Source organism: Actinoplanes sp. NPDC051633 (genome assembly GCF_040681735.1).
In the GTDB taxonomy this organism is placed as follows: Bacteria; Actinomycetota; Actinomycetes; order Mycobacteriales; family Micromonosporaceae; genus Actinoplanes.
In genome coordinates this window covers 1-4,379 of the sequence record NZ_JBFAZH010000667.1, presented here as the reverse complement: position 1 = coordinate 4,379, position 4,379 = coordinate 1, and the positions used below count along the sequence as shown (strand labels likewise).

4 protein-coding genes are annotated in these 4,379 nt (G+C 67.8%); 1 reads left to right on the top strand and 3 read right to left on the bottom strand.

Annotated elements, in window-relative coordinates:
- The 3 genes from AB0M20_RS29300 to AB0M20_RS29290 all read right to left on the bottom strand — a co-directional run.
- Positions 1 to 2,266, bottom strand: a 2,266-nt coding sequence (locus tag AB0M20_RS29300; RefSeq protein ID WP_364303545.1) for a hypothetical protein, incomplete at its 3' end; no start/stop codon positions are given.
- Positions 2,263 to 2,889 (bottom strand): hypothetical protein, encoded by a 627-nt coding sequence (locus AB0M20_RS29295; RefSeq protein ID WP_364303544.1) that lies wholly within the window; start codon positions 2,887 to 2,889, stop codon positions 2,263 to 2,265. The genes AB0M20_RS29300 and AB0M20_RS29295, both read right to left, overlap by 4 nt.
- 185 nt (positions 2,890 to 3,074) lie before the next feature.
- On the bottom strand, positions 3,075 to 3,794 hold the full coding sequence (locus AB0M20_RS29290; protein ID WP_364303543.1) for a hypothetical protein: 720 nt from the start codon (positions 3,792 to 3,794) through the stop codon (positions 3,075 to 3,077).
- 90 nt (positions 3,795 to 3,884) lie between these two features.
- Between AB0M20_RS29290 and AB0M20_RS29285 the strand changes: the two genes are divergently transcribed.
- A partial coding sequence (locus AB0M20_RS29285) for a DUF5937 family protein (RefSeq protein ID WP_364303542.1) occupies positions 3,885 to 4,379 on the top strand: 495 nt, incomplete at its 3' end.

The following is a 4,379-nucleotide window of genomic DNA, read 5'->3' as shown; positions in this document are numbered from 1 at the left end:
TGATCACCAACGCCTCGAGGTGCTGGGCCCGGGCTCGCCTGCGGTCCTGGCGCCGGGCAAGACGTCCCTGGACGTCAAGTGCGGCGGCGAGTTCGAAAGCGCCGCCGAACTCCCGCAGCACTCCCACCGCTTGTTCGGCGCGGCCGGCGGCCTCCTCCAAACGGCCCGTCCGCCGCAATGCCTCGGCGAGAGGCGGAAGTGCCCGAGCCGCCGTCCAGTCCCGCTCGTCCCCGGCCCGGTCGGCCCCCAAGGTCAGCCAGTACACGGCGGTATCCAGATTGCCCTTCCACAAATGCAACTGCCCGTACGGAACCATGAATCCGACCACGTCGACCTCGGGTGCCGTGGTCACCGACCGCACCACTGGATCCATCATCTGTTGCGCTTCATCGAGCCGGCCGGTGAGGGCCACCGCCTGGGCGGAGTTGACCGTGATCGTTCCGCCCGCGAAATACTCGCCGAGGGGCTTCGCGGTCTCGATCGCTGCACGGCCCAGGCGCACGGCGCTGGGCAGATCCCCGGTCATCATGGCGATGAACTGCTCCACTCCGATGGCGAAGGCGGCGCAGAAGCGATCCCGCCGCTGGGAGCTCATCTGGCGTACCCGTTGCGCGACAAAGACAGCTTCCGCATGCCGTCCCCGGGTGAGCAGGCTGTAACCCTTCAACGCTCCCGCCCAGTCGCGTGCGAAGCCGTCGCCCGCCTTGTCGCCGGCGTCGATTGCTTCGGCGGCCATGGCTTCGCAGCGGGCGAAGTCCCGGAAGAACATCGGGTAGGTGGCCAAGGCCATGCAACGCGCCCTCGTCGCGTCATCGCCGATCTCGGTGGCGATCTCGATCCCCGACATGGCGGCCTGCGTCACGGTCTCTTTCCGGCCGCTCACCATGGCCACCATCGCGAGTCCGGCCAACAGGCGGGCCTGCACAGAGCAACGTTGCGAGGGCGCAAGCGCGATCGCCCGACGCAGAAAGCCGAGCCCCTCGACGGACCGCCCTCGCAGGAACCAGTACGGACCCAAGGCGGCAGCGAGCCGACGCGCTTCGGGAACCCGCCGGGACGACCCCGCCAGCCCCCAGTTGAGGGCGGCATTCACGTCGTCTCGATGGGTTTCCACGACGTCGATCAGTGCGTCCGCGTCCTTGTCGAACGGCACCCCCTCGACGACGCCCCGGTAGAAGAGCAGATGCCGGTCGCGACGATCCACTGCCTCGCCGGCGGAGGTCAGCAGATCCTCGGCGTAGTGACGGATGGTGTCCAACATCCGGTACCGAGTCTCACCGCGGAACTCGCTGACGGTCACCAGGGAGGTGTCCACCAGGCGGCTCAGGAGGCGTAACGAGCCGCCTGTTTCGGCAGGCGGAGCGCCGAGGTCGTCGTCCGTGAGCTCGTCGGCACAGACCTCGGCGGCTGCCGTCACCGGGAACGGCCCTGCGAATACCGACAGGCGGCGAAACATCCGTTGCTCTGCGGGAGCCAGCAGCGCATAACTCCACGACAGGGAACCACTGAGCGTGCGGTGTCGAGCCACTGCCCCGCGCGGTCCTCCAGTGAGCAGCTGCAGCGAGTCGTCCAGCCCTTCGGCGATCAGCCGGGTCGTCAGAGCTCGTACCCAGGCGGCGGCGAGCTCGACGGCCAACGGGATGCGATCCACGCGGGTACAGATTCGAGTGATCTCGTCGGCGACGGGGCCCGGGTCGAAGCGGGGCGCTACCAGGCGTGCACGCTCGACGAAGAGCCGCTCCGCCTCCCCGGCCTTGAGGGAGGGTGTGCGCCACGTGGTCTCGCCGGCAACGCCCAGTGGCTCTCGGCTGGTCGCGAGAATCGATACGCCGGGACAGAACCGCAACAGGATCTCGCCCAGTGCCGCCGCGGCGTCCAGGACGTGCTCGCAGGTGTCCAGGACGAGCAGCAGATGGTCCTCGGCGATCGCGGCGGCGACGGCGCGGGCCGGCTCTGCTCCCGGCTTGACCGCCACCCCCAGGATCGAACCCACCAGATGCGGCACCAACTGTGGGTCTGTCGCCGCTCCGAGGTCGACGAAGCGGACGCCGTCCGCATAGCGCTCCGCGAGGTCGACGGCGACGGCGACGGCGAGGCGGGTCTTGCCGCCACCGCCGACGCCGGTCAGCGTCACCAACCGGCGTTGCGAGACCAGACCGCCGACCTCGGAGACCTCGTCCTCGCGACCCACAAAGCTGGTCAGCGGAACCGGCAGGGTGCCGGCTTCGCCGTCCGGCAGAGCACACATGCGTTCGAGCAAGGTCACATCCCCATCGCTGCCACGACGAGAGTCGCGCCGACCAGGACATCGACGATTCCGCAGAACTCCGACCACTCGCGAGCGACGACCTTACGAGTTACGAAGTGGTACGCGTCCCACGCGCCGTGCAACAGGAAGCCGACGCCCGCCAAGGCCGCGCCGAGCTTGGGCGAGGTCATCGTGCACAGCAGCGCGATCCCGCCGCAGCCCACCATGCCGGCGGTCTGCATCCAGAAGGTGGCCACGTCGCCGGACCGGAATCGTGGCCACGTCCACAACCACAGAAGCACCAGCAGCAGTGTCATGGTGACGCCCGGATCGAGTTCCAGGATCTGCAGCTTCCGCAGCACGTGCAGAACCGATACGACAGCGCTCAGTACGGCGAATGCCGGCCACGCCGTACACGGCCGGCCGGCCGCGTACGACGCAAGGTAGATGGCGCCCATCACGGCCACGGCAGGCCCGAAGAACTCAGCCTTCCTGCCCACCGACGCGATCACCACGATCGCACCCGTGCCGGCGACAAGCGCCAGCGCCGTCGGCCAGCGGCCGGCCATCAGGCCCCGACCGCGGTGCCCACCGCTCGGTTGCTCCCGGTCGCGCTGCGGGGTGTGCTCGACACTCTGCATGTTCCCCTCCGAGTTCGATCGGGACGCGACAGCTCCGACGACGGTCGGTCTTCGATGCGATCGAGTCTCGTCCGGCCCGGGACGGCCCGGCCAGTGCCGTGGTCACGCGTCGGCCGTGGGATTCGTATGCAAGAACAAGTGCATTCTGCACATGGGCGGGTGGCCGGCCGGGCCGGAACCATCGGTCAGCGCACCACATCGAAGTTGGTGCTGGTGACCCGGCTTTCGCCGGCCGGTAGGCAATCGTTCGCGACGTCAGTCGTGAAACCGTCGCAGTGTTGCTCGGCAAGAGTCCAGTAGATGTCGACGGTGTAACTGCCGATGTCGAGCCTCCGAGAGGTGAAGGGCTCCAACGTCGTCCACTCCGGTGAGGCTCGATGGATCGTGACACCCGGCACGAGCGTGGTGTCGGGCGCGACGAAGAGGTCCCCGAACCTGCCGAGCTTCGCGCGATCCAGCAGATGTCGCCGGTTGACAATGCGCGCCAGCTCGACCTCACCGTCCCGGCTGATCACGTACCTCGCTTGAACGATCTTGGAAAGGAAGTCATCCATGGGGGCGGCGCGGTCCGGCACATACCCCTCCGGGTACGTCGGCTCCACCGTCCGTCCCTCCACAACGGTTCCCGGGGGCAGCTGGGTGATCCATCCGTGGGCCCGGACAAACGTGCGACCCTGCCGGACCGTCACACAAGCCGGGCGCAGTCCCTGGAGGTTCAACCAGATGGCGTCGGCGCGATAGAGGACGAAGTACCGGTTCACGTCAGTACCGTTGTCACTGACACACTTCGTCGCGGCGCCCGCCGCCGAGGCGCCGGCCGCCGCTGGTGCGTTCGCGCCGGTGAACGGCAGTGACGCGCCGACCAGAATTGCGGCCGCTGTCAGCTGTTTGCGGAATTTGGGCATGGTGGTGACTCCTCCGTTTCCAGGGCAACGTTCACAGCCGACGCTAGGCTTTGCCGGTCGCGCACAACGATCAATTCGGAGTTGACGACATTGAGCACGATCCGTTTCCACTTGGCGGAGGATGCCTTGGAGCGTGTCTGCTTCGCATACGCGCCGATGCAGGAGGCGGTGTTCAGCCTTCATGTGCTTGCCGAGCCGCAGCGTCATCCGTTGCAACATCCGTGGGTCCGCGAGATGCGGGCGCTTCCGCTGAACCTGCGCCGGGAGATCGCGGCGTGCTCGTTCGCTCTGGGAGCGGCACCGCCCAACGAGGGAGCCGCGCTGCCGAACCCGCTCGGCCGCTTTCCGTCCGACACCTCTGTGACGTTCGAGCAGGGCATCGCCGGGCTACGAGCGTTGCCGGCCGACACGATCGCAGCCGAATTGGCGGACGCCGTCACTGTCGGAGAACGCGCCCCATCGGCCAAGACACGCGGTGCAGTACGCATGGCACGCGAGGACCCGCTTGCATTCATGGAGCGGCTGTGCCGGCTTTTGGAGGATTACTGGGAGGCGGCCTTCGAGAAGTACTGGCTCGGCCTGGAG